Raw genomic sequence first — 19,851 nt, 5'->3', positions numbered from 1 at the left:
ATGACCTCATTACGTCGCTTGCGAACTCCTTTCATTCTGATACTCCTGGCCCTGGCAATTACGGGTGTCTATGCGCTGAACCGCCCGGAAAGCGCCGCCAGATATCAATCCACCAACGATGCTTATATACAGGCAGATCTAACACGGGTGGCGTCGCAGGTTGCCGGTCGTGTACAGCGGGTACTGGTGGAAGAAAACCAGACGGTGAGCGTCGGCGACCTGCTAGTAGAGATCGATGACAGCGATACACGAGCTAAGGTGGAAGAAGCAAGTGCTGGACTGGCCCAGGCAGCTGCGGAAATCGTCAGTCTACAAGCGCAAATCGTGCGTCAGGAAAGTCGCATTCATCAAGCACAGGCAAAACTTGACGTCGATCAGGCCGCAGTGACACTGGCTCGACAGGAGCGAGAACGCTACCTCAACCTGCGCGCCCGCGGTGCCGGTACCGTTCAGTCGCTGCAAAGGGCAGAGGCAGAGTTAGCTGCATCAAGGGCCACCCTGATCGGCGACCAGGCCGCCTATACCGCTACCCAACAGGCGTTGGAAGTGTTGCAGGCCGACCTAGAGAAAGCCCAAGCGGCGCAAAACATCGCTCAGGCCAAACTGGACGCAGCGGAATTGGCATTATCCTACACCCACATTACAGCACCGGTGAAAGGTATCGTCGCTCAGAAAGTGGTGCGCCTCGGCGGCTATATGAAAATCGGTGAAACGCTGCTGACCTTAGTTCCTCTGGACAATCTCTATATCACCGCCAATTTCCGTGAAACACAAATCGCCCGTATGCGGCCCAGCCAACCGGTAAGTTTCACCATCGATGCTCTCCCCAACATCACCCTAACCGGCAGAGTGGATAGCCTAGGCCCAGCCAGCTCGGTGAGCTTTTCAGCCATTCAACCCCACAACGCCACAGGTAATTTCACCAAGATCGTCCAACGTCTACCGGTGCGCATCGCCATCGATCCAGGTCAACCTCAAGCCCAACAGTTAAAAGTCGGCATGTCAGTGGTGCCGGAAGTCGACACCGGACACGGCTAACATCACGATGTTCTCAGCACAACCGACCTAGCTCCGCAGTACCCCACTATAGTGACCACAACGGTTCGGGAATCAGGCGACACGCCCCATCTTTGGTGGCATCTCGCCCATGCCCCGCACAAATCGCAGGCTCCAGTAACCTATTCCCAGCATGCCAGCCATCAGAGCGCTTAACATGCCCAGATACCCGAAATGGTCAAGCAGCAGCCCTGCGAGCATGGGCACAACCGTACGCGTGAGCACGAATAGACTCGATTGCAGACCATAGTCCACAGCCGTCAAACCTTCACGGGTGTAGTACATCATCATGCCAAACACTAATCCAGCCGAGGCGCCCATGGCCAGCGCCAGAAGCACGGTGCAGGCAGTTAGCAACGGCAAGCTCGCATGGCTGGCCAACGCCGCCGATAATGCAGCCAAGGCAACGAGGGCGAGCATTGCAAAGCCAGGCAGGGCATAGTGCAAACCACGACGGTAAGTGACATAACCGCCTAGCAGACTGCCCAAAGCACCGACCACGCCACCCAGCAAACCAGCTACCACGGCCACCTGACCGGACGGCAGTCCTTGATCGAGCAGTAACGGTTTAAGGTATACCCAGGCAGTGCCAATAAAGGGGAAATAGAGCATCAACACGACCACCCAACGGCGACGCTGAGCAGAAGCGAAATAGCCAACCCATTGGCGCACCCCCACCTCTGAGCGTTTGGGTGTCGCTATCGTATCAAGATGCACTGGGCGTATGAGATAAAGTCCGACAAGGGCCAACAACAGTCCAACCCCCAGCACAAAGAACGGCCAAGACCAGCCAACACGATCATGCAAAATGAGCATCGCACCACCCCCGAACACTGCCCCCAATGAACTGGCGGCTGAACGGATAGTGCCTGCGCGCATACGTTCAGTCTCGGGTAAACAGCGAATAGCCAAGGCATTGACCGGCGCGTCGGCCCAAGTGCCGAATAAGCTAGCCAGCATCGCCAGGGCGAATAACGTCGTGAAGCCCGTTTTTCCTATGTCGAGCCCCGCCAGCGCTACAAGGCTTGCGGCATAACCGACCAACAGTACTAAGCTCCAGCGCCGATAACCGGCGGTATCTCGCGCCCAGCGATCTACCGGAGCAGCCAATACGAACTTGAGCACGGCCGGCAACCCTGCCAATTGGAAGAGGCCGATGGCGGTGCCGGACCACCCCTGCTGGCGCATCACCAGCGGTAACCCTAGGTAGAGATAGATCATTGGTGCGGTCATAGCGAAGTTGATCCAGCCGAGCAGCAACTGCAACGACCAGTACGAAATGGCGGGGGCTTTCATGTCGGTATTCCCAGGTTTTAAGTTTCTGGAGCTAAACGCTTAAGGTACTCGTTGCTAAGCATGTGTTTTTAAGCGCTGGCTGGCTGCGCGAGCAACTGGACATATTGCTCGCAACGGTGCAGCAACTGCTCATGAGAGCCCTGATCGAGAATGCAGCCATCCTGCAGGAGTACGACCCTGTCAGCCTGAGCAATGGTGCTTGGACGATGTGCTACCACCAGTAGCGTGTACTGCCCACGAAGCGCCAACAAGGCCTGCTGCAGGGCATGTTCACTGTCAGCATCGAGGCTGGATGAAGCTTCATCCATTACCAGCACGGGCGCTTGAGACAGCAGTGCCCGGGCGATGGCGATACGCTGACGCTGACCACCTGAAAGCCGCGCACCATTCGCGCCGCAACGCGTTTGGTAGCCCTCAGGTAGGGCCTGAATGAAATCGTGGGCCTGGGCCTGATGCGCAGCGATTTCGATTTCCTGCTGCGTCGCCTCTGGTTTGCCCAAGCGCAAGTTGCCCTCGATACTGTCGTCAAACAAGTAGGCCTCCTGACCAACCCAGGCGATCCAGTGGCGCAGCTCGGATAGGGGAATATCACGCAGATCTTCGCTGCCCAGCTTCACTGTGCCGCTCTGCACCTCATAGAAGCGCATTAGTAAGTTGGCGCAGGTGGTCTTGCCAGATCCAGAGGGGCCAACCAGTGCGACCATCTCACCCGTTTCTACCCGGAAGTTGACACCCTGCAGCACAGGGCGCTCGGAATGGGCGAACACCACTTGGTTGAATTCGATGCTGGCATCCTTAGGCAATCGCTGGCCATTGTCCTGAATCGGCGAACGCTGATGCAGCAACGCCAACACCCGTGCCGCACTGGCGCGCACTGCACCCAGTTGGCTGGCACTGCGCGCTACCTCTGCCAAAGGTAGCAGTGCCGCGCCTACCAGCACGACCGATAGCGGAACTTGAGCCAACGCTAGGGCTTGATATTCAAGCAACACTGCGCTGGCCACCAGCGCGGTGATCAATGCTAAGGACTGGATCAGCTCTATACCGCCTTGCTCCGCGCCTGTTCGCAAGGCGTAACGACGCTGCTCGCTCTTCAGCCGCGCCAGATACTGCCCCAGCCGAGCGCGCCAAGCCGCCTCCTGATTGAACAAGAGGATCTCTCGACGCGCCTCAATGCCCTCAATCACTTCAGCGTTTAGTCCCGCTAGCGCGGCATTCATCTCGCGCCCCTGGCGAAAAGCACGCTCCCCCAGCCAGAATGGCACGCTGGTCAGAGTCGGCAGAAATGGCAGTAACACTAAAGTAAGCCAAGGCTGTATCCAGGCCAGCGCCAGCAGTGCCAACAGCGGTACCACAACTGCAGCGATGGTATCGGCCAGGGTGTGGGCAAAAAAGTGTTCCAGCGCCTGAGCATCGTTCAGCGCCACGTTGGCCTGCTCGCCGCTGCGGGTGTCGGACAAACCACCTGGGGCGGCACGCTCTAGACCGTCGTAAATGCCCACCTGCAGCGTTTCGATCAGAGCAAAAGCAAAGGCATGGGAGATATGTGCCTGCCACCAGCGACCACCGGCCCCAGCAACGGCGCTGACAAGCATGCCCCAAAGCACGGGTTGCCAGAGGCTCTCCGGTGCACCCGTCAGCGCCAAACCTGCTAGCCAGGCACCCAACGCAAGGCTTGTCACCATGCCAGCCTGGGCAATGAGCGTAGCAGCGATAGTGAGTGCTAGCAGGCGCGGCTGGCCAGCGGAAAGGCGTAACAGGTCACCCCATGTGCTACGCGGCCCCTGGGGAATTTCGTGGGCATTGACTTTCATATTAGTTCTTCCTCGGTTTGGGGCGACGCTTCGTGGGCGTGCTGCCGGTTCCAGAGGCGCGCATAGAGGCCATTTCGGGTCAGTAGGTTGTGGTGATCACCGATCTCAACTAAACGACCACGATCAAGCACCAGAATGCGGTCGGCATTCCGAACGTTGGCTAGACGATGTGCAATCACCAGTAGCGAACGCTGACCGCGAAGCCGCTCGATGGCCTCTCCAATGTGGGTTTCGCTGGCAACGTCCACGTTCGCGGTCGCCTCGTCCAACACCATGACCGGTGTATTTTTTAGCCAAGCACGTGCGATAGCTATGCGCTGTCGCTGACCGCCAGAAAGTCGCGCGCCGCCTTCTCCCACGGCAGTGGCAACGCCTTTTTCAAGACTTGAAATCCACGATTCCAGTGACGCTACCCGGCATGCCTCAGCCAGATCCTCATCACTGGCTTGAGGAGCCCCCATCCTCAAGTTCTCTTCGATGCTGCCATGCAGCAGCACACTATGTTGGAACACGCCACTGACGTTTTCGTATACGTCATTGACGCGCAAATCGCGAAGATCAACGCCGCCCAGGCTGACGCGGCCGCAGTCAGGTGCAACAAAGCGCATCAATAGAGCTGCCAGGGTCGATTTTCCTGCGCCAGAGGGCCCTACCACAGCCACGAACTCACCAGGCTCAAGCGTAAAATTCACATTGTGCAACGCAGGTTCGCAGCCACCCGGCCAGGTATAACTAACGCTATCAAAGGCCACTCCATGATGGGTCGGTAAAGCCCGGGCCTCAATCGGCTCTGGCACCCCAGGTATAGCGTCAAGTAAACGAATGACGGGGGCCGCCGCCGCATTACCCGACCATGCAATGTGGAAGGTCTTATCAAGCTTTTCCAGCGTACCGAAGGCCTCGCGGGCCAGCAGCACAACGGCCAACAACGCAAACGGCGATAGCTCACCGGCAACGGCGCGCTGAGCGCTAAGCGCAGTCACCAACGCTAAACCACCCAAGCTAAGCAGCCCTGTTGCGCCGTTACGCATGAGAATGGCGTAAAGCACACCCATGGCCTGCTCACGCAGATCCCGTGCCTGTTGACTGAGTACCTGACGGCGCCGGGTCTGAGCATTGAAGGCCTTGAGCGTGGTGACGCCGCGCAAGCTGTCGAGCAAATACGCGGAAAAACGCCCCATACTCGCGAACAACCCACCTGCAGAAGCGCGCCGCCAACGCAACCAGAGGCGATCAGTAAAGGGTAGCGCCAGCGCAGCAAGAGCAGCCACAAGGGCAGAACGGCTATCGAAATACGCCATTAGCAGTAGCACACCCCCGCCACCAAACACCGCACCCAGCACTGCAGGCACATAACGGCTGTAATAGGCTTGCAAGGCTTCCACCGACTGCACCAAGGTGGTACTCAGTTCCCCGCTATCTCGGTCGCTGGCCGGATCAGCCGCCACACGTAATACCTGACCAATCAGGCGCTGACGCAAGTAGTGCCGGGCAAGCCCTGCCACACGCATAGCGAGTGCTTCAGACAACCCCATCAGCACGATGCGTAGCCAAGTAAAAACAAAAAAAACCGACAGCGGCCACCATAGTTCGGACAATGGCTGGTCAGCGAATAGCCCGGCCAAAGCACTGGCTAAGCATAGCGCCTGACCAACATGACAGGCGGTGACAACCACTTGGCCGAACGCAGCCAGTAAAATCGAAGGACGCAAAGGCCGCGACAAGCGCCAGAGAACCGGGTTCATGAATTCTCCTTCGCGTTAGTCAGCGCAGAGACTAATGATGGGTATTTGCCTGTCAGCGATGATATTACAAGGATCGAAATCATCAGTTCCTCCTCTTTTGACCACATACACTGAAACGGATATGCCCTAAAAACACACTCCCCGCTCAACACCAACTCAGACGGTGTGTAAGCGGCAACTTCCACTTGGCTGAGCAGTCAACGAATGATACTTTCAAAATAAATACACATCATTCTCATTTAATATTGCATCCAGCGTTATTCATATCCTATTCCGACTAGGCTGTTTTTATGCCTATGGGGCTTGTGCTCTTATGAGCTCAATCACAAGGCGACTGGTTCTGCAATGATTGGATGCTCTGCAATAGAGAGCACTCAGTAGGATGGAAATAAGGAAGGCTTTGCTGTGAATAATTTGTCACGCCCAACGTTGACCACTGCTCAACATCTAACTGAATGGGTTTCCCATAAGTGCGATTTACCCCATCGCCATACCCTGATTGAGCGGCTGGATTGCGAAGCAGGCTTTTCCGTTGTTCGTTCCAAAATCTCGTCTGGACGTGTATTACGTGAAGTCTGTCAACACGAAGGCAATGAGCGCACCCTGGTGATTACTTTCGGCTTATCTGGTCAATCAGAGTTTCTTGACCGTACAGGCAATCGTCTGCACTTCTCGGCTAACCAAACGACAGTGTCTGTATTTCAGGAAGGGGGTGGTGAGCGCCGCTACGCCGCCGACAAGCAGACTCAGCAGTTACGATTAGTGGTATCGGAATCGGCATTAAGGCGTTATATCGGACCACAGCGCTGTGACCAACTGCTCGGTAAGCCCTTGCGTCACAATGAAAGCTTTCGCCAACTATCTCACGTTAACAGCCGCGCCAGTCAACATCTAAGCTTTTACAAGCACCCGTGGGTAGGTGAGCAGGACGGATTACGCCAGCGTATCCATGCCCTCAGCTTACTCGGCGAACAACTCAACCTGCTAACCCCTGCGGAGGGGCAGAAAGAACGAATTATCGGGCGAGACGTGGACTTGCTTGAAAGAATCGAAGCCTATATGCGTGCGCACTTGGATCAGCCTCTAAACAATGCCTACTTGTGCGCCAAACTTGGTATCAGTGAATACAAACTCAAGGGGTGCTTTCGCCAAGCCTATGACACAAGCCCTGCCCAACACCTGCTAGCAATGCGCATGCAGCGAGCGCAAGAATTACTGGCCGCAGGATATCGGGTATCGGAATCGGCCTATCAGGTCGGCTACCAGCACCCAAATAATTTCACTGCCGCCTTCACAAAGTTTTTCGGCTGTACGCCGAAATCGGTGCGAGGAGCACACTAGCAGTATGTCGAATCAAAGGCTGGGGAGTCTCGCGTTTGCCTGATGCCGGGGTAGTCGCGGAGCCAATTAAGGCCCCGGACAGCTGGAGTAAAGGTGAATTACACGCCCAGGTAGTTCATGATGCCTTCTGCGGCCTGGCGGCCTTCATAAATAGCCGTGACCACCAGGTCAGAGCCGCGCACCATATCGCCGCCGGCAAAGATTTTTTCATTGCTGGTCTGAAAGGCGAACTGGCCGTGCTCTGGGGCTTTTACCAGGTCACGCTCGTTCAGATCAATGCGCGAGCCCTCAAACCAGGGCGCAGGGCTTGCCTGGAAACCAAACGCTACGACCACGGCATCGGCGGCAATAATCTCTTCAGAACCTGGTACCACCTCAGGGCGGCGGCGACCGTTTTCGTCAGGCTCGCCGAGTCGAGTGCGCACAACCTTCACGCCTTCAACCTTCTCTTCGCCCACCACCGCCACCGGCTGGCGGTTGAACAGGAACTCGACGCCCTCTTCGCGCGCGTTGGTTACTTCACGGCGAGAGCCGGGCATGTTCTCTTCGTCACGGCGATAAGCACAGGTAACGCTCGCAGCACCCTGGCGGATCGAGGTGCGGTTACAGTCCATGGCGGTATCGCCACCGCCGAGAACAACGACGCGCTTGCCTTCCATCGAGATGTAATCGTTGGGATCTTTTTCGAATCCCAGGCAGCGGTTGACGTTAGCGATCAGGAAATCGAGCGCCTTGTACACGCCGGGCAGGTCTTCACCGGGGAAGCCGCCTTCCATGTATTTATACGTCCCCATGCCCAGGAAAACCGCGTCGTACTCCTGGAGCAGCGTATCGAACTCGATATCCGTACCGATTTCGGTATTCAGGCGAAACTCGATACCCATTTCCTCGAATACCGCCCGACGACGCTCCATCACGTTCTTTTCAAGCTTGAACTCAGGAATGCCGAAGGTTAACAGGCCACCGATTTCCGGGTACTTATCAAATACCACGGGCTTGACGCCGTTGCGCGCCAGAATATCGGCACAGCCAAGCCCGGCAGGCCCGGCGCCGACAATCGCGACTTTTTTATCCGTCCACACGACCTTGGACATGTCCGGGCGCCAGCCCATGGCAAACGCAGTATCGGTAATGTACTTCTCGACAGAACCGATGGTGACCGCGCCAAAGCCGTCATTGAGCGTGCAGTCGCCTTCACACAGCCGATCTTGCGGGCATACGCGGCCACATACTTCGGGCAGCGAGTTGGTTTTATGCGAAAGCTCAGCGGCTTCGATGATGTTGCCTTCCACGACCAGCTGTAGCCAGTTGGGAATGTAATTGTGAACCGGGCATTTCCACTCACAGTAAGGGTTGCCGCAATGCAGGCAGCGATGCGCCTGGCTTGCCGCATCAGTGGGTTTGAACGGTTCGTAAATCTCAGCGAATTCTTTGGCACGCGTATGGGCGGCTTTTTTCTGTGGGTCTTGACGACCCACATCAACAAACTGGAAATCGTTGTTTAAACGGTTAGCCATGATTTCTCTCCTCGAAGCGTAGACACAGGCGGTTTATTGCGGCTGACGCCGAGATTGATCCAGCAGACTGCCCAGGCTTGCCGCTTTTGGCTTCACCAGCCAGAAATGACGCAGGTAGTCGCTAAAGTCTTCTAAAATCGCGGCCCCACGGCTGGAACCCGTCTCTTCGACATAGGTGGTAATCAGCTCGCGAAGATGGCGGCGATACGCCTCCATGGCTTCCGTACTAATGCGATGAATTTCGACCAGCTCGTGGTTGTACTTGTCCACGAAGGTACGGTCTTCATCCAGCACGTAGGCAAATCCACCGGTCATACCTGCACCAAAGTTAACGCCCGTTTCACCCAGCACGCATACCAGACCACCGGTCATGTATTCGCAGCAGTGGTCGCCAGCGCCTTCAATCACCGCCGTGGCGCCTGAGTTACGCACCGCAAAACGCTCGCCTGCGGTGCCCGCGGCCATCAACGTGCCGCCGGTTGCGCCATACAGGCAGGTGTTACCGATAATCGCGGTTTTATGGCTTTCGAACTGGCTAACCTTAGGTGGCACGATCACGATCTTGCCGCCGTTCATGCCCTTGCCCACGTAGTCGTTGGCATCGCCTTCCAGGTACAGATTCAGGCCGCGGGCATTCCAGACGCCGAAGCTCTGCCCTGCCACCCCGGTAAAGCGTGCGGTAACGGGCGCGTTTTCCAGGCCTTCTTCCCCATAACGCTTGGCGATAGCGCCTGAGCTAAGCGCACCCACACTGCGATCACAGTTAGTGATGTTGAAGCTGAACTCACCGCCCGACTGGCTCTCGATAGCCTCTTTAAGCGCTGCCAATACTTCCTGGTTTTTAGCACCCGGGTCGTGAGGTACGTTGCGGCCCACCTTGCAGAACTGCGGCGCATCAGCAGGTACAAAATCGTTCGTCAGCAGCGGCATTAAATCGAGCTTGCGCTGGCTTGCCGTATTGCCTTCCAACACTTCCAGCAGGTCGGTACGCCCGATCAGGTCGGTCAACTGGCGCACGCCTAGCATGGCCATCAGCTCACGCACTTCTTCAGCGATAAAGCGGAAGTAGTTTTTGACCATATCCACCGTGCCGCGGAAATGCTCGCCGCGCAGGAAGTCGTCCTGGGTGGCAACCCCAGTAGCGCAGTTGTTCAGGTGGCAGATACGCAGGAACTTGCAGCCCAGCGCTACCATTGGCGCGGTACCAAAACCAAAGCTCTCCGCCCCCAGGATGGCCGCCTTGACCACGTCTAAGCCGGTTTTAAGGCCACCATCGGTCTGCAGACGAATCTTGTCGCGCAGGCCATTGATACGCAGCGCCTGATGCACCTCAGGCAAGCCCAGCTCCCAGGGGGAACCAGCATGCTTGATCGAGGTGAGCGGGCTTGCAGCGGTGCCGCCATCGTATCCAGATACTGTGATGAGGTCGGCGTAAGCCTTGGCAACGCCCGTGGCGATAGTGCCAATACCCGGCTCGGATACCAGCTTCACCGATACCTGCGCCTCTGGATTAACCTGCTTGAGGTCAAAAATCAGCTGTGCCAGGTCTTCGATTGAATAGATATCGTGGTGCGGCGGCGGTGAAATCAGCGTGACGCCGGGCACCGCATGGCGCAGGCGAGCGATAAGCGCGTTGACCTTGCCACCCGGCAACTGACCGCCCTCGCCCGGCTTGGCGCCTTGGGCCACCTTGATCTGCAGCACTTCGGCATTGACCAGATAAGCCGGCGTGACCCCAAAGCGGCCCGAGGCAATCTGCTTGATCTTGGAGCTGCGAATGGTGCCGTAACGTGCGGGGTCTTCGCCGCCTTCGCCGGAGTTGGAGCGTCCGCCGGCTTCGTTCATGGCCTGGGCCAGGGCTTCGTGGGCTTCTGGTGAGAGTGCGCCCAGGGACATGCCCGCGCTATCAAAACGTGGCAGCAGCGCATCAACCGGCTCAACGTCATCCAGCGGAATTGGCGTTTCAGCGGCTTTAAGCGTGAGCAGATCACGAATGGTCGCGACAGGACGCTCGTTCACCAGCTGCGCGAATTTTTTCCACTTGGCGTAACTGCCTTCCTGAACGGCTGCCTGCAGCGACTTTACTACATCAGGGTTGTACGCATGGTACTCATGACCATGCACATACTTGAACATACCGCCCTGGGAGATACCTTTACGGGTAATCCAGGCGTCCTTGGCCAACAGCTCTTGCTGCATCTGTAGTTCAGCGAAGCCTGCGCCCTGTATACGCGAGGCCATACCCACAAAGCAGGTGTTCATCACTTCATCTGAAAGCCCGACGGCTTCAAACAGCATGGAGCCACGGTATGAAGCCAGCGTCGAGATACCCATTTTGGAGAGTATCTTGAACAGCCCTTTCTGCAGGCCTTTGCGATAGTTCTCCCGGCCGTCGGCCGGATTACCGGAAAGCTCGCCGGTGCGGTGCATATCGGCCATAACCTGATAGGCAAGCCATGGGTACACGGCGGTGGCACCAATCCCAAACAGCACGGCCATTTGGTGCGCATCACGGGCGTAGCCGGTTTCAACGATAATATTGGCATTAGGACGCAACGCCAGACGACCCAGATGCGTGTGCACCGCGCCAACAGCCAGCGGTGCCTGAATGGGAATCAGCCCCTTGGGCAGGTCCGCATCGGTAAGCACCAGCAGTACTTTACCCGCTTTTACCTGGGCTTCGGCTTCCTGGCAAAGCGCATTGACCGCCTGCTGCAAGCTTTGCTGCTCGGGATCGTAACCCATGGACAGCGTATAGCTTGCAAACGCCGGGTCGTCCTGGTCGATCAGCGCGGTAAATTTACGCGGTGAAAGCACCGGCGTAGTAAGAATCAGGCGATGGGCGTGCTCGGGCGTTGCCTTAAAGACATTGAGCTCCGCGCCACAGCAGGTTTCCAGCGACATCACGATCGCTTCGCGCAGCGGGTCAATCGGCGGATTGGTTACCTGAGCAAACTTCTGACGGAAGAAGTCGGTCAAAAGGCGCGGGCGGCTTGAAAGTACCGCCATGGGCGTATCGTCACCCATCGACCCTACGGCTTCCTGGCCGCTTTCCGCCAGCGGGCGCAGCACCTGGTCGCGCTCTTCAAAGCTGACCTGGAACATTTTCTGCTGCACATTCAGCGCATCGGCTTCCATGGACTGGAAACTTGCAAGTTCGGTGAGTGCCGACTCAAGGTAGTTGGCTTCCTGCTTGAGCCAACGCTTGTAGGGGTAGGCCGATTTCAGGCGGTCATCGATATCCTGGGTATGCAGCACTTCGCCGGTCTGGGTATCGACAGCGAGCATTTGCCCCGGACCCACGCGCCCTTTAGCGACGACGTCTTCAGGCTTGTAGCCATAGGTGCCGACTTCCGACGCCAGGGTGATATAGCCGTTTTTAGTGATTACCCAGCGCGCCGGGCGCAGGCCGTTGCGGTCCAGCATGCACACCGCCTGGCGGCCATCGGTCATTACCACGCCTGCAGGGCCATCCCACGGCTCCATATGCATGGAGTTGTATTCGTAAAAGGCGCGCAGCTCCGCGTCCATGGTTTCAACGTTTTGCCAGGCCGGCGGCACCATCATACGCACGGCACGATGCAGCTCCATACCGCCGGTCAGCAGCACTTCGAGCATGTTATCCATGCTGGAGGAGTCGGAACCGGTGGTATTGACGACTTCATCGAGCTTATCGATATCGGGCAAATACTCGCTCACGAAGTTAGCCTTGCGCGAGTTAGCCCACCCGCGGTTAGCCTCAATGGTATTGATTTCACCATTGTGAGCCAATAAGCGGAACGGCTGCGCCAGCGGCCAGCGCGGTGCGGTATTGGTCGAGAAGCGCTGGTGGAACACGCAGATAGCAGTTTCCAGACGCGGGTCGTTCAAGTCCTTATAGAATGCCGGCAGATCTTCCGGCATTACCAGTCCCTTATAAGACACCACTTCCGCCGAGAGCGACGCCACATAGAAATCTTCATCGCCGCGCAACGCCTGCTCGGCGTAACGACGGGCCATGAAGAGGTCCACGGTGAACTGCTCGCTCTTGCCTGGCTCGACAAAAACCTGCTCAATACGCGGTAGGCAGTCCAGCGCCATCGGGCCGCATACGCTTGAATCGGTAGGCACCACACGCCAGCCCGCCACCTGAAGGCCACGTGCGCTCAGCTCGCGCTCGACAGTGTCACGCGCTTCAGTTGCCTGAGCATCATCGCTAGGCAGAAATACAACGCCTACCGCGAACTGCTCATTAAGCGCCACGCCCAAGGCTTCTTGGGCGGCTTCACGCATAAACTGGGTCGGCATTTTGAGCAATAGACCACAGCCGTCGCCGGTTTTACCGTCAGCAGCGATACCGCCCCGGTGTGTCATGCACGTGAGCGATTCGATCGCCGTTTTCAGCAAGTCGTGACTGGCCTGCCCTTCCATATGCGCAATAAGGCCAAAGCCGCAGTTATCGCGAAACTCGCCAGGCTGGTGGAGACCTCTATTCATGGGCGTGCCTCTAGTCAAGGTATTTTATTAGCAGCGTTCTTATGGTTTAATGGCAGGTTTTTCTTTTTTTATGAAGATTTTTAACCGCCTAGAACAGGGCGCCCGCCCGATCCGCTGCTGCAAGAAAATGGTCGCTCAGCATAGCGATTCGCCCCCTTCCTGCGCAATCACTGCAAAACGACAATTAACAGAAAGTCTTTTCAAATCCTACAGTTGCAACCCAGTTAACAGGAAAAAAGATATACACTTCAAGCACTTGCAAAGCCATATAACGTTATTTCAACGAAAAACCACAAGAATTAAACTTTAGTCTAACGAGCACTAAAAACACCATGCCGATAGCGCATAAGCCATGCGAATTGCATTATACATGTGTGCATTGCAGTATCGTTGAGCCATAAAAAAACCCACCGTGAAGGTGGGCTTATTGAACACACAACGCTTTTACAGTCGAGTTACAGACGCGGGTAGCTATCCAGCAAAGCGCGCAAGACCTCCTCCGAGGTCGTGTCATCAATACACGCATTGCCGATAGCATGTAACAGTACCAGCCGCAGCTTGGCGTCCACGTTTTTCTTATCCAGACGCATGCGGGTTAAAAAGTCATCGCTTTGCATATCAGTTGGCGCCGCCAGCGGCAGCCCGGCACTCTCAATCACCGCCTGGGCACGCGTTAAATCAGCGCCACTGATAAAGCCCAGCTGCTGGGAGAGCGTGGCAGCCAACGCCATGCCTGCCCCAACCGCCTCGCCGTGCAGCCAGTTGCCGTAACCTTGATGGGCCTCAATCGCATGGCCAAACGTATGCCCAAGGTTAAGATGCGCCCGAACGCCCTGCTCGGTTTCGTCATCCGCCACGATGTCGGCTTTTATCTGACAGCTGCGCGCAATGGCTTCGATGATCGCCTCTGGGCTGATGTGGCGTAGCGCGGCCATATTGTCTTCAAGCCAGCTGAGAAACGGCTCATCACGAATCAGCCCATACTTAATGACTTCGGCAAGCCCAGCAGAAAGCTCACGCGCAGGCAGGCTCGCAAGCGTTGCGATATCAATCAGCACTGCTTTAGGCTGCCAGAAAGCGCCAATCATGTTCTTGCCGAGCGGATGATTAACGCCGGTTTTGCCGCCTACCGAAGAGTCCACCTGGGAAAGCAGCGTGGTAGGCACCTGGATAAAGGCAACGCCGCGCTGATAAGACGCCGCGGCATAGCCCACCATATCGCCAATCACCCCGCCACCCAACGCGACCAGCGTGCAGCGACGATTGAAGCCGGCTTCAAGAAGCGCATCCCAAATGCGGCTAACCTGCTCAATGGTCTTGTACTGTTCGCCGTCAGGCAGGATGACCGTGCGCACGTCCACATCGCTGGGTAGATGTGCGCAGAGCGCTTCCAGGTAAAGCGGTGCAACCGTTTCATTGGTTACCACCATTACCTGCTTGCCCGCCAGATAAGGCGTTAGCGCCTGGGGATCATCTAATAAGCCAGAACCAATATGGATCGGATAGCTGCGATCACCCAACGCAACATTTAACGTACGCTGGGCAGTGGCGGGCTGAGTCATGGGGATACCTTTGAGTTAAGCGTGACGGCGTGCTCTAGCGGGTCGGTCAAACGGTGTACCCGGCGCAGGATTTCATTGACCACGGCACGCGGGCTGCGCCGATCAGTGCGCACGGTAATATCCGAGGTAGCACGGTAAAGAGGGTCGCGGGTGGCAAACATATCGTTGAGCACCTGCTCTCGGTTAGCGCACTGGAGAAGCGGGCGATTGCGATCTTTCGCGGTGCGTTTAAGCTGCTGGTCGACCGTGGTCATCAGGTAAACCACCGTACCCCGCTCACGCAGTACGCGCCGATTATCTTCGCGAAGCACGGCGCCGCCTCCGGTGGCCACCACTACGCTAGAAAGCTGGGTCAGCTCATCGATCATCTGCATTTCACGCAGCCGAAAGCCTGGCTCACCCTCCACATCAAAAATCCATGGGATATCGGCACCGCAGCGATCTTGTATGGCGTGGTCGCTATCATAGAAGGTGCGCGATAGCTCTGCCGCCAACAGGCGACCTATCGTGCTTTTACCAGCCCCCATGGGGCCGATCAGAAAAAGGTTGGGTAAATCCTGCATCAGCGAACCGCCAAGCCATCGTCAAGTAATCGTGGAGTAATAAAGACTAACAACTCTACCTTCTCATTGCTCTCTGCGGTATAGCGAAACAGCCGTCCGAGCCAAGGAATATCTCCTAAAAGCGGAGTTTTTGCCATTTGGCTCAGCTGTTCAGTGGTTAGAATCCCACCCAACACCACCGTTTGGCCATTATCCACCAGTACCTGGGTTTCAATCTGATTGGTATCAATAGGCGGTTCACCGCCAAAACCCGACTCCCTGAAACTATCATTTTTTATCACCAGATCCATGATAATACGATTATCCGGGGTAATTTGCGGCGTTACCTCAAGCGACAGTTCCGCCTCTTTAAACTGGGTATCCGGATTGCCCTGCACATCCACACTCTGAAACGCCCGCTCTTCACCCTGGCGAATAATCGCCGTACGCTGGTTCGCGGTGATTACCCGGGGCTGCGAAATAGTCTGGCTTTTACCTTCGCTTTCCAGCGCGCGAAGCTCCAGGTCGAGTAGAATATCGCCGGACAAGTAGCCAAAGCTAAACCCGGTCCCGGCCCCTGACGGCGCACCTAAATCGACCGCCAAACCACCGCGTGCCCGGTTCAAGCCGCGCGGGTTGATATTGCGCGGCCCTTGAGTACCGTCGGGCAGATCCTTAAAACCGCGCGTACTGGAGGCTCCCCAGTTAACCCCCAGCTCGCGGGAGGCGGTGTCCCGGGCTATCACAATGCGCGCCTCAATCTGTACCTGACGTACCGGCACATCAAAACGCGCCAGTGTGCGCCTAATGCTGCGCACTTGTTCGGCCGTATCCCGCACTATCAGCGCATTGGTTCGGGAATCAACGCTCACCCGCCCTCGTTCACTCAAAACCCCCAGGCCATCGTCTCCGCGCAACAATTGGGCCAGGTCTTCAGCGCGGGCATACTTTATTTCAATAAACTCGTTCACGATCGGCGACAACGTTTCGTGATGGCTACGCGCCGCTATTTCCTGGCTTTCAAGTTCGGCAAGCTCGCCCATTGGGGCGATCAGTATCACATTGCCATGCTCACGACTTGAAAGCCCCCGGCTGTGTAAAATCGACGCCAGCGCTTGATCCCAGGGCACCTGATTCAGGCTCAGCGTGATACGCCCGGTCACGCTCTCACTAGCGATAAGATTAAGCCCGCTGAACTCAGCAAGCGTTGTCAGTACGGCGCGAATATCCATGTCCTGAACATTTAAACTCAGCCGCTCGCCTGTAAAATGCTCTTGCTGAGCCTCACTAAAAGACGGACTTTCTTGAGCAACGAAGGCACGAGTAGCCGCAGGTTCCACCGGAGAAACTCTCAGCCGATCCCTCATCACCTGCGAAGTCTGAATCATCGGCTGGGTTAAACCGACTACCAGCCGGGTACGGCCGTTACCCTCGGCTACATTAATGTGCTCAATCCCCGGCTGATTTACCTCGATATGACGGCGCCCCAGTCCATTTTGCGTAGCGATTAGGTCTAGCGTCAGACGCGGGGGGTTATCCAGACGGTAACTCTGCAATTCAGCCACTCCACCGCTGAAATGCAGATCCATCTCCAGCGCGCCGTGCTCTCCCTGATGCACATCTATATCCGTCAACTCCGATGCCAGAACCTGACAAGGCATGAAAGCGAGCAGTATTAGCAGCGTGCGGCGAATAACAATGGCCATGGCGTACTCCGGCAAGAGGTTAAGGCGATGTCTTCAGGGCAAGTGAGGTCTGATGCTCCTGCCATCCCTGCGGCGTTGCGATACGTTCGGTAATACGAATGTCTTGCTCGGTAATATGGGTAATACGCCCATACTCTTCGCCTATAAAAGCCCCCACTTGGGCACTGATGACGGTTTCTCCAGGGGTTTCAATCAGAGCAGTTCGCCGCCCTTGCATGGTAAGCGTGCCTACCAGGCGCAGCGCAGAAAGCGGATAGTATTCAAGAGGCTCTAATGGGCGCTGCGGGTCTGGCGCCGGCGTACCGCTTTGAACAAGCGCTTGTTCGGGGACACGGGCAGATGCTTGGAAGGGACTACGACGCTCAGCGAAGTGATAACCCGGCACTGAAGGCACGCTGAATGGCTCATGACTTTCAACAGATTGGGGATTAGGGGACAGACGCAGCGCCTCAAGCGTTGCGTCTAGCTGATCAAGCTCAGGCCCATGACACCCTGTAAGCCACAGGGCGGCGAGCAGGCTGGCCAGCCACTTCATGGGGCTGTTACTCCGCTATTCAGCTCTTCTTCACGCGAATCTTCGCTCGCAGCGCTGCTGTACGCCTTGGCGACCAGACTCAAGGTTAATCCATCACTAGGGCCTTCAGCTGGCGCCAGAGTGATAGTGTGCTGTGTGACAAGACGAGGCAATGAACTGATATCATTAATAAACTGCGCCAACTGGTGGTAGCTGCCCAGCACCCTGATATCGAGTGGATGCTCGCTATAAAAGTGATGGATGACGGTGGGCCGTAAATGGATAGCTTCAATGGTCAGCTGGTTCTGTTCAGCGGCGCTACTAATACTGTCCAGCAGCGACGGGATCTCGGCGCGGGTGGTCCACATGCCGTGGATGCTCACCATCTGCGCGGCCAGATCCGTCAGTTGGCTACGCACGTTGTTGAGCAACCCGGCAGCATGAACGCTGCTGCGGTAGTTATTTAATAGCCTTACTTCCTGACGCTGCGCACTGATCAATGCCGAGCGGTAATCGCTAACCCACCACACGCTGCTGACTGCCAGCGCCGCTACCAACACCAGTACGCCACACAGCACTTTCACAAGCCACGGCCAGGTTCCCGCATCGCGCAGATCAAGCGCTTGCCAGTCAAGCGCACGCAGCCGCTGCCACTCACCTTGCCATTCACTCGGCCACCGCTGGCGACTAAACTTCATGGCGAGCCACCTCCATCAACCGATGCTGAGCGTTGGCCGGTTTGCGTCACTTCAAAGTGAAAAACACTTCCGCCATCCTGACCACTGCTTACTTCAGATAGTAGAGGAACACCCAGGCCCGGCATCTCAGCAAGGCGGCGCAGCTGCTCCGACACCTGACGCTCATTGTCCGCCACCGCCGACACGCTTATCTGATGCGCTTGCCGTTCAAGGCGCCGATAAGTCACGCCCTCGGTAAGGCTTGAAGCAAGCGCATTAAATAGCTGGGGCGTTTGGACGCGTTCATCAAACAGGCGCTGAAACTGGGTTAACTGCTGGCTTAACTGCTCTACCTTCTCAACGTAACGCTCCGCCTCGGCAATTTCATGGTCAAAGCGTTCTATATGGGCCGCAATATGTGCATTGCGCTGCTCCTGAATAGCAAGCGCTCGCTGATAGACATGGGCGATCACACCACCCAGAGCAATACCGATGATGAGCAACAACAGCATAACGGCGTAAAAACGGCGCGTGTGTTTTTCGCGGCGCGCTTCGCGCCACGCCAGCAGGTTGATATCGATAGTCACGCCCTCACCCGCATGGCAAGACCACTAGCGGTAAGCAGCGCCGGCAAATCTCGGGCTAGCGCCTGGCGATCCAGACGTTTGTTGATCTGCATATGCTGAAGCGGATTGGCCAGCGTCACCGTCATGTCGGTGGCCTTCGCCAGATAGGCGGCCAGCCCCGGAATAGCGCTGAAGCGTCCGGTTAATACCAGGTGCGTCACCTTCGACTGCCAGTCGCTTACATAATAAAGCTGCAGGGCGCGAGCGATGTGCCGGGCCAGCGTATCTCCAAAAGAGCTGAGTATCGCTTTTGGAACGTCATCAGGCAGGTCATCGTGCGCGTTAGTTTGAGTGCGCGAGTAGACGATGCGGCCCTCGTGAATAACATGTAGCGCGCTTTTATGCGTGCCTATATCCACAAGACCGATGCCTGCGGCAATGTCCACAGGTAACGAGGCGCGCATGGCGGCAAATCCACGCTCAATGGCAAAGGTGTCGACATCAACCGCCACCGGCTCAAGGCCTGCACGCTCGAGCGTTTCGGTCATCTGCCAAATATCCTGCTGGCGGCAGGCTACGAGCAGGACCTGCTGTAAATGTGGGGCCAACGGTACAGCGCCCAAGCAGGTGAAATCAAAAGCCACCTCATTGAACGGAAAAGGGATATGCTGGTCTGAGTCGACCACAATACGCTCTTCAATCTCTTGCTCGTTCAAAGTCCGAGGAAAGGTGAGCATTTTGGTGATAGCAGCGCTGGCGGGTACTGCCACAACGGCTTTGCGAGTGGTGGGCTTAGCCTGATGAACTGCGCGGTTTAAGCTATTCGAGACATCGTTTATATTATTAATACGCTGTTCGTCCACCGCGCCCTCCGGCAGCAGGTGAATCGCAAAGCTTTCTACCTGGTAGGTATCAGGCCTCTTTTTAAGTTCCAGCAGCTTGACGGATCTTGAAGTAATATCGATACCGATCAACTCTTTACTGGCTTTCAATAAGCGCATTGTCGGTTTAGCCCTGCCTTGTGATATGCCTGCTGTGC

The 19,851-nt window shown here is 56.5% G+C and carries 14 protein-coding genes; 2 read left to right on the top strand and 12 right to left on the bottom strand.

Annotation, left to right across the window (positions count from 1 at the left end; genetic code table 11):
- Positions 1-18: 18 nt before the first annotated feature.
- Complete coding sequence (locus INT33_RS00855; protein ID WP_225736082.1) at positions 19-1,038, top strand: HlyD family secretion protein; 1,020 nt, start codon at positions 19-21, stop codon at positions 1,036-1,038.
- Between the two features lie 72 nt (positions 1,039-1,110).
- On the opposite strand, the gene INT33_RS00850 is transcribed toward INT33_RS00855, so the two are convergent.
- From INT33_RS00850 to INT33_RS00840, 3 genes are all read right to left on the bottom strand, one after another.
- Positions 1,111-2,352: an MFS transporter gene (locus INT33_RS00850; RefSeq protein WP_087107926.1), complete on the bottom strand. Its 1,242-nt coding sequence runs from the start codon at positions 2,350-2,352 to the stop codon at positions 1,111-1,113.
- Between the two features lie 68 nt (positions 2,353-2,420).
- Positions 2,421-4,166 (bottom strand): ABC transporter ATP-binding protein, encoded by a 1,746-nt coding sequence (locus INT33_RS00845; protein ID WP_192537404.1) that lies wholly within the window; start codon positions 4,164-4,166, stop codon positions 2,421-2,423.
- Positions 4,163-5,911: an ABC transporter ATP-binding protein gene (locus INT33_RS00840; protein WP_192537405.1), complete on the bottom strand. Its 1,749-nt coding sequence runs from the start codon at positions 5,909-5,911 to the stop codon at positions 4,163-4,165. The genes INT33_RS00845 and INT33_RS00840 overlap by 4 nt, the downstream gene beginning before the upstream one ends.
- Positions 5,912-6,316: 405 nt before the next feature.
- On the opposite strand from INT33_RS00840, the gene INT33_RS00835 reads away from it, so the two are divergent.
- Positions 6,317-7,252: a helix-turn-helix transcriptional regulator gene (locus INT33_RS00835; RefSeq protein WP_192537406.1), complete on the top strand. Its 936-nt coding sequence runs from the start codon at positions 6,317-6,319 to the stop codon at positions 7,250-7,252.
- Between the two features lie 98 nt (positions 7,253-7,350).
- Here the strand turns inward: INT33_RS00835 and INT33_RS00830 are convergent, their stop codons facing one another.
- From INT33_RS00830 to pilM, 9 genes are all read right to left on the bottom strand, one after another.
- On the bottom strand, positions 7,351-8,769 hold the full coding sequence (locus INT33_RS00830; RefSeq protein WP_192537407.1) for an FAD-dependent oxidoreductase: 1,419 nt from the start codon (positions 8,767-8,769) through the stop codon (positions 7,351-7,353).
- A 33-nt stretch (positions 8,770-8,802) separates the two neighbouring features.
- Positions 8,803-13,245 (bottom strand): glutamate synthase large subunit, encoded by a 4,443-nt coding sequence (gene gltB / locus INT33_RS00825; RefSeq protein WP_192537408.1) that lies wholly within the window; start codon positions 13,243-13,245, stop codon positions 8,803-8,805.
- Between the two features lie 455 nt (positions 13,246-13,700).
- On the bottom strand, positions 13,701-14,807 hold the full coding sequence (aroB, locus tag INT33_RS00820) for a 3-dehydroquinate synthase (protein ID WP_192537409.1): 1,107 nt from the start codon (positions 14,805-14,807) through the stop codon (positions 13,701-13,703).
- Positions 14,804-15,370: a shikimate kinase AroK gene (aroK, locus tag INT33_RS00815; RefSeq protein WP_192537410.1), complete on the bottom strand. Its 567-nt coding sequence runs from the start codon at positions 15,368-15,370 to the stop codon at positions 14,804-14,806. The genes aroB and aroK overlap by 4 nt, the downstream gene beginning before the upstream one ends.
- Entirely contained in the window at positions 15,370-17,055 is a 1,686-nt protein-coding gene (locus tag INT33_RS00810) for a type IV pilus secretin PilQ (protein ID WP_193090936.1), read from the bottom strand. The genes aroK and INT33_RS00810 overlap by 1 nt, the downstream gene beginning before the upstream one ends.
- 19 nt (positions 17,056-17,074) lie before the next feature.
- Positions 17,075-17,590, bottom strand: a complete 516-nt coding sequence (locus tag INT33_RS00805) for a pilus assembly protein PilP (RefSeq protein WP_193090935.1) — start codon at positions 17,588-17,590, stop codon at positions 17,075-17,077.
- Positions 17,587-18,267, bottom strand: coding sequence for a type IV pilus inner membrane component PilO (locus INT33_RS00800; protein WP_193090934.1), 681 nt, complete (start codon positions 18,265-18,267; stop codon positions 17,587-17,589). The genes INT33_RS00805 and INT33_RS00800 overlap by 4 nt, the downstream gene beginning before the upstream one ends.
- Positions 18,264-18,833 carry a PilN domain-containing protein gene (locus INT33_RS00795; RefSeq protein WP_193090933.1) on the bottom strand — a complete coding sequence of 190 codons (570 nt, stop codon included), beginning with the start codon at positions 18,831-18,833 and terminating at the stop codon, positions 18,264-18,266. The genes INT33_RS00800 and INT33_RS00795 overlap by 4 nt, the downstream gene beginning before the upstream one ends.
- A complete protein-coding gene (gene pilM / locus INT33_RS00790; RefSeq protein WP_193090932.1) occupies positions 18,830-19,813 on the bottom strand; it encodes a type IV pilus assembly protein PilM in 984 nt (327 codons plus the stop codon). Before pilM ends, INT33_RS00795 begins: the two co-directional genes overlap by 4 nt.
- Positions 19,814-19,851 lie beyond the last annotated feature (38 nt).

Source organism: Halomonas colorata, from assembly GCF_014897985.1.
Classification (GTDB): Bacteria; Pseudomonadota; Gammaproteobacteria; order Pseudomonadales; family Halomonadaceae; genus Vreelandella; species Vreelandella colorata.
This window is presented reverse-complemented; position numbering and strand designations above follow the sequence as displayed.